The 7,878-nt window shown below is 44.7% G+C and carries 2 protein-coding genes; both read right to left on the bottom strand.

Annotated features, from left to right (window positions below):
- On the bottom strand, positions 1–5,558 hold a 5,558-nt coding region (locus K1I56_RS09995; RefSeq protein ID WP_317627953.1), incomplete at its 3' end, for an accessory Sec-dependent serine-rich glycoprotein adhesin.
- A 181-nt stretch (positions 5,559–5,739) separates the two neighbouring features.
- Positions 5,740–7,878: MucBP domain-containing protein (locus K1I56_RS09805; protein WP_317627952.1), on the bottom strand; the 2,139-nt coding region annotated here is incomplete at its 5' end.

Raw genomic sequence — 7,878 nt, 5'->3', positions numbered from 1 at the left:
ACTGATTCAGATGTAGATACAGATTCAGAGGCTGATACTGATTCAGACGCTGATACCGACTCAGACGTTGAGACTGAGGCTGATGCCGATACTGACTCGGACGCTGAGACTGATTCAGAGGTTGATGCTGACTCAGATGTAGATACTGATTCAGATGCAGACACTGATTCAGACGTTAAAACTGATTCAGATACAGAAACTGACTCGGATGTCGACACAGATTCAGACGTTGAAACTGATTCGGATGCTGAGACCGACTCAGAGGTTGAGACTGATTCGGATGTTGATACTGACTCAGACGCTGACACTGATTCGGACGTTGAAACTGACTCCGATGTCGATGCTGACTCAGATACAGATACTGACATCGAAACTGAAACCGAAGTAGAGACTGACTGGCTTTCTGATACTGAATTGCTCAACGATGCTGACAATGATTCAGAGACTGAAACTGACTCAGATGTTGAGACTGAAACTGAAGTAGAAACTGACTGACTTTCTGATACTGAAGTGCTCAACGATGCTGAAAATGATTCTGATGTCGAGATTGATTCTGATACAGAAACCGATTCAGACGTTGAAACTGATTCGGACTCTGAGACTGATTCTGATGTTGAAACTGATTCAGAAGCAGAGGCTGATTCTGATGCTGATACCGACTCAGATTCAGAGGCTGACGCTGATTCGGACGTAGATACTGACTCAGAGACTGAGACTGACTCAGATGTCGATACTGATTCAGAGGTTGAAACTGACTCAGACGCTGATACTGATTCGGACGTTGAAACCGACTCAGACGCTGACACTGATTCAGACGTTGAAATTGACTGACTTTCTGATACTGACTCGGATTCTGAAACTGATTCTGATGTTGAGACTGACTCAGACGTCGATACCGATTCAGAGGTTGAGACTGATTCTGATGTAGAGGCCGACTCAGAGGCTGATGCTGACTCAGATACAGAAACTGATTCAGACGTTGACACTGATTCTGATACAGAAACCGACTCGGACGTAGACACTGATTCTGATACAGAAACCGATGCAGACGCTGAGACTGATTCAGACGTTGAAACCAACTCAGAGGCTGAAATTGACTCGGATGTTGATACTGATTCAGAGGCTGAAACCGACTCAGACGTAGAGGCCGACTCAGAGGCTGACGCTGACTCAGACGCTGATTCAGAAGTTGACGCTGACTCGGACGCAGAGGCTGATTCAGAGACTGAGAATGATTCTGATGTTGAAACTGACTCAGACGCTGAAACTGATTCAGAGGTTGAGACAGACTCGGATGCAGAAACCGACTTAGATGCAGAAACTGATTCGGATGTCGATTCCGATTCAGACGTAGACACTGATTCAGATACAGAAACCGACTCGGATGTTGATACTGACTCGGACGTTGAAACTGACTCAGACGTTGATACTGATTCGGATGTCGAGAGTGATTCAGAAGCAGATGCAGATTCGGATGTTGATACTGACTCAGACGCAGAAGCTGATTCGGATGTTGATACTGACTCAGACACAGAAGCTGATTCGGATGTTGATGCCGATTCGGAGACTGAAACTGACTCAGAGGCTGACGCTGATTCGGATGTTGACACTGATTCGGATGCAGATGCAGATGCCGATTCTGAGGTCGACACTGATTTGGATGTTGAAACCGACTCAGACGTTGACACTGATTCAGACGCTGACAATGATTCAGATGTCGAGATTGATTCAGACGTAGAGACTGATTCGGAGGTTGAGACCGATTCGGACATTGATACAGACTCGGATGTCGACACTGATTCAGACGTTGAAACTGACTCAGACGCTGACACTGATTCGGACGTAGAGACTGACTCAGAGGCTGACGCTGATTCGGACGTTGATACTGACTCAGAGGCTGACGCTGATTCAGACGTTGATACTGATTCGGACACTGAGACTGATTCTGACGTAGATACTGACTCAGATGTCGATACCGATTCAGAGGCTGAAACTGACTCAGAGGCTGATGCTGACTCAGAGACTGATGCTGACTCAGAGGCTGACACTGATTCTGATACAGAAACCGATTCAGACGTTGATACTGACTCGGACGCAGATGCTGACTCAGACGTTGATACAGATTCTGATGTAGATGCTGACTCGGATGTCGAGACTGATTCAGAAGCAGACACTGATTTAGACGTTGAAACTGATTCAGACGTCGATACTGATTCTGATGTAGACACTGATTCAGAAGCAGAGGCTGACTCAGACGTTGACGCTGACACGGATGCTGATACTGATTCAGATGCTGAAACCGACTCAGACGTTGACGCTGACTCAGATGCAGAAGCTGATTCGGATGTTGATGCCGACTCAGAGGTCGAGATTGATTCGGACGTTGAAACTGATTCAGAAGTCGATACTGATTCGGAGGTTGACACCGATTCAGAGGCTGACAATGACTCTGAAGTCGATACTGACTCGGATGTTGACACTGATTCAGATGTTGAGACTGACTCGGAAGTCGATACTGACTCAGATGCAGATACTGATTCGGAAGTCGACACCGACTCAGAAGTTGAAACCGACACCGACTTAGAGGCTGATTGACTCTCTAATACGGAAGTGCTCAACGATGCTGATTTTCTAGCGGACTCACTCAAAGATACTGATGCAGACTCAGATTGCGATTGGCTTACGGATTTTGAAGCAGACTCGCGAGTCGATTGACTTAGTGACTCTGATACCGACTGTGAAAGCGATGCTGATGCTGACTGACTCACTGAAACAGAGGCGCTCGTTGAAGCGGATGTCGAACTTGAGACAGACTGGCTAACCACCTTGGATACACTCGCCGATACCGAAGCAGACTGCAAGGCACTGACACTTGCAGAAGCTGATTCCGATACCTTCACAGATTCAGATTTTCTTGTCGATACAGATTGACTCGTTGAAGCGGATTGAGATTGAGAAACCTCCTTGCTCAACGATTGACTGCGAGATAGACTTGCTTGAGCGGATGCGCTTGCCGATGCTGATTGGCTCAGTGAAGCCGACAAACTTTGCGAGCGAACTGAACTCAGTGACTGGCTCAATGAAACGCTCTGCTGAGCCGATACGCTCTGAGATTGCTTCGTACTTAAAGACTGACTGATCGATTGCGAAGTCTTCGTAGACGCACTCTGACTGTTTGATACAGACTGACTGTGATCGCTATCTGACAGTTTCACCGCTACGACATTGGTCGTACTATCTTTATAAGTAATGGTGACTGTACCATCACTATTAACCGTATAGGACTTAATCCGGTTGGCCACCTCTGGGTTGACCGCCGACACAGCTGCAATCACCTTGCTCTTATCTGCATCTGTCAATGCTGTTAGACTCGTCACCTGAATAGTGCTTGTCGGCGCCACACCTGGTGTACGATCAGCGAGACGCCCCTGAGTAATCCGAATCTCACCCAAACCATTTGGACGGTTCATATTGGAGGCATTGTCAATAGCCGCGACGTTGCGTTGCCATGTATTTCGGTAGGTATGGTAAAGATCATCCTTCAAATGAATGGTCGTTGTGATGGTTGCAGGGTTCGCACTGGTAGCCGTAATATCACCCGTGATAGGAGCAATATCACCTGTTCCATACTGGCTGCCACCAAAGAAATTCCCGTTCAAGGCATTGTCATTCAAATCGGCTCTTGCAACGACTTTCATTTCTTTCAACTTGCCACTATCATCAGTAGCTGTAAAGGTCACAACCGCATCATCACCAGCGTAAATAATATAATTCTTCCCACCACCTTCAAGAGGGGTTGATTTCGGTTCCACACCATTGACGGTCAACTTAGCCGTCACTTCAGGACGTGTGGCATCTGTTACAGCAACCATGTTACTGGCATCGGAATAAACTGCATGGTCACCATACAGAATACGAGCCTTAGCTGTTACTCCACCCGTTTGCAAGGGAGCATTTGGTGTTACGATCGCTTGTCCAGAAGCATCCGCTACTGCTGTTCCGATTTCATCATCATTGTTATACAAGACAACGGTCGATCCAGGCTCAGCACCGGTCACTGTTACAGGCGTTTGGGTGTAGGCTTTCTCCAGTAAGCGTGTCTCTACAGTAGGAGGTGCGAGACGTTGCACAGGCATGGTCACATCATTAGAAGTATTGTCCTTATAGGTAATGGTCACCACACCAGATGATGAAACGGAATAAGATTTAAAGTCCTTTGAAGTGGCAATATTGGGGTTAGCAGTCTTAAACGCTTCCCAAATCTTCTCTTTTTCAGCCTGGGCCAAGTTAGTAGTATCATTGACAAAAGTCGCTGTCGTCACATCCGTAATCGGATTACGAATGCCATCATTTTGCGGCAAAACCTGGATTCGTAGCGTTCGTGTCACTGACTGCTTAGCCGTATTGGTCACTACAAAAGAAACATTATAAATTTTACCAGGCGTTACAACCTCTGTCTGGCCAACAGTCCCCATGATATTAAAGGCAACTGCACTATTTTTCAAGGCCGATGTTTGCGGAACATAAATGCCATTCACACGATCGCTACCAGAAGCGTAGCCAATGCTCTTAATACTATTTCGTGTAGGAATGGTTTCCACAACATTATAAGCCTGATTAATGTAATCAGAGTTATAAACAGAAATCAAGGCATTGTTGGCTGGCCCTAAATTATACTGGGGTGCACGGAGACTGGTATCAGCATCTATACGATTCCCGTTACGTGGATCCCGTTGGCCAGATGTCGCACGAAGCACCGCATTGACCAAGCGGTTCCGAGCACTCTTAGCTTGACTTTCTACGGCATCCATTTGGATTGCCGGATTGGACAAACCAGTACGAATTGCTTCTAAAGCCAGATCTCCACTTTCAATAGCAGATTCCGTCCCAGGAATTTCCAAAGCCTGCGCACGATAGGTGTATAAATCCAAAGCCAAAACTTGCAGACGCTTCACCTGGTCTTCCGAGCGAGTGTTTTGAGCCTCTGCTACTTTCTCACTCGTTTCAGAAGTAGCTACATGAATAGCGTCATTCTCTGAGAGAGTGCTACTAGCGATTTCTGAAGTGGACGGACTCGCTGAAGCACTGACAAGATGAGATTCACTCAAAGATACCGATTGAGATAGAGAGACGCTTTCACTAGCTGACTCTGAAAATGAGATGGATTCACTCATGGAGTGATTCGCTGACACAGAGTCTGTGGTAGACGTCGTTCCCAAGACAAAGCTATCTTGTCCAACCACACCGGTCGATGGGCTGATTTCAGACCCAACAGTCGCATTCATTTCATTTTCCTCAGCAAATACTGGATTGGCAACCGTTGTCGCCCCAGCCAGAGCCCCTAGCACAACCATCCCTTTAACCAGATCCGCAGGCATAGAGTGTGATGATGCTTCGTATTGAACCACGATATTTTCATCTACACCACCTCGCATGACACGAAATAGGCCTAACCGCGAGACAGATGCCCGTACCCAATTCTTTCCTGATTTGATTAATTTATAACGTGTGATTCGCTCCGTTTCGCGAAAATCACCCTTCGAACGTTTGAAAAACATGTCCGCTCCTTAAAAATAAGATATCGAGTTATTATACACTAATTTTCCCCAAAAGTAACTAATTAAGACTAGTTTTTAACATAAAAAACAGCACACAAAAAGAGAACCCGGAGGTTCTCTTTTTGGATCCTTTTTCATTTCCCACATACCTGAAATGACCGAATCAAATTAGGATAGAAGATTATTTTTCATCTTCTTTTTTGCGGCTTCCAAGTGCTGCAACCCCTGCAACCCCTGCAACTGCTCCAAGAAGAGCTGAAGCTACAGATCCTGTTTCACCAGTATTTGGAAGTTGTTCAAGAGCTGGAGCTGGTTTAGCTGGTTGCTCAGGAACTGGGTTCACTGGTGTATTAGGTGTTGGATCTACCGGTGTGTTTGGTGTTGGATCCATTGGTTTATTAGGTGTTGGATCTACCGGAGTATTTGGTGTTGGTGTTGGTGGCACTGGAGTATTTGGTGTTGGTGTTGGTGGCACTGGAGTGTTTGGTGTTGGAACGTTTGGAGTCTTCACAAGTTTGTAAACATAAGTAACGTTCTTATCACCTTCGATAACTTTACCAGTTGTTGGGTCAGTTGTTGTCAAGTGACCTTCACCGTCAACGTTACCTACTGGGTAGTTACCTTGTGGTACCAATTCATAGACTTTACCATCTGCAGTTGTGATTGTCTTAGGACGGTTATCCACAACTGTATCGTAGTCTTTACCTACTGGTTGGTCTTTTTCATCCACTACTGAAGTCTTGATTGTGTTACCATTTTCATCTACATAGTGAACGTATACATTACCCTTAGGTTGTACAGGTTCTTCGACAAGTTTGTAGATGTAAGTAACGTCTTTACGTCCTTCAACCACTTTACCAGTTGTTGGGTCTGTTGATTCAAGGTGACCTTGAGTATCTACTTTACCAACTGTGTAGTTTCCAACTGGTACGATTTCGTAAGTTTTACCTTCGAATCTAATGTATTGTGGACGGTTATCTTCAACAGTGTTGTAGTCTTTACCTACTGGTTGGTCTAACTCATCTGTTACTGATTCTTTAATGGTATTACCTTCAGTATCTTTGTAGTGTACGTATACGCTACCCTTAGGTTGAGTTGGTTGTTCTTTAAGTTTGTAGATATAAGTAACGTCTTTACGTCCTTCGATCACTTTACCAGTTGTAGCATCTGATGACTCAAGGTGACCTTGTTCATCAACTTTACCTACAGTGTAGTTACCGGCTGGTACCAATTCATATGTCTTACCATTGTATTGGATTTCTTTTGGACGGTTGTCTACTACTGTATCGTAGTCTTTATCAACTGGTTGATCTTTTTCGTCAGTGACATCATCTTTAATTGTGTTACCTTCAGTGTCTTTATAGTGAACGTAAACGTCACCCTTCACTTCTTTGTATACGTAAGTGATGATTGAACGTGGTTTATCAACTTTGCCTTTAATTGGATCAGATGATTCCAAGTGTCCATCGCCATCAACTTTACCTACTGGGTAGTCACCTTTCGGTACGATCTTGTATGTCTTACCGTCTGGAGTCTTGATAGTATTAGGTTTTTCACCTTCCTCAGTTGTGTTATATGGTGTGTCATATGGTGAGTTTGGTGTGTCTTGACGAGGTTTTTGAATTTCTTTACCATTTTCGTCTACGTAAGTGATGATTACGTCACCTTCTTTAGGTTTCGTTGGATCTTCTTTAACCTCTTTATAAACATAAGTAATCTTAGAAACTGGTTTTTCTACTTTACCTTTGATTGGATCAGAAGTTTCAAGATGTCCTTCACTATCAACTTTACCTACCGGATAATCACCAGCCGGTACACGTTCGTATTTCTTACCTTCAAACTCAATGTACTTAGGTTGTTCATCGTTCTCAGTAGTGTCATAAGGCGTGTTGTAGTCTGACTTAGGAGTATCTTGACGTTGGACTTTAATTTCCTTACCATCATTCTCACGGATATAAGTAATAATAACTTCACCTTGAGGTTTTTCACTTTCAGAATTTGATGAAGAGTTAGATGCTGATTGTGATACAGATGTAGAAAGTGATGTTGAAGCTGATGTGCTCAATGATGCTGATTGACTTGCAGATACGCTTGCTGATTCAGATGCTGATGTGCTCAATGATGCTGATTGGCTCGCTGATACAGAAGCTGATGCTGAAGCCGATGTACTCAATGACGCTGATTGGCTCGCAGATACTGATGCTGATTCAGACGCTGATGTGCTCAATGATGCTGATTGGCTCGCTGATACAGAAGCTGATGCTGAAGCCGATGTGCTCAATGATGCTGATTGGCTCGCTGATACTGATGCTGACTCAGA

The organism is Streptococcus parasanguinis (assembly GCF_019929185.1).
GTDB classification, from domain to species: Bacteria; Bacillota; Bacilli; order Lactobacillales; family Streptococcaceae; genus Streptococcus; species Streptococcus parasanguinis_O.
This window is presented reverse-complemented; position numbering and strand designations above follow the sequence as displayed.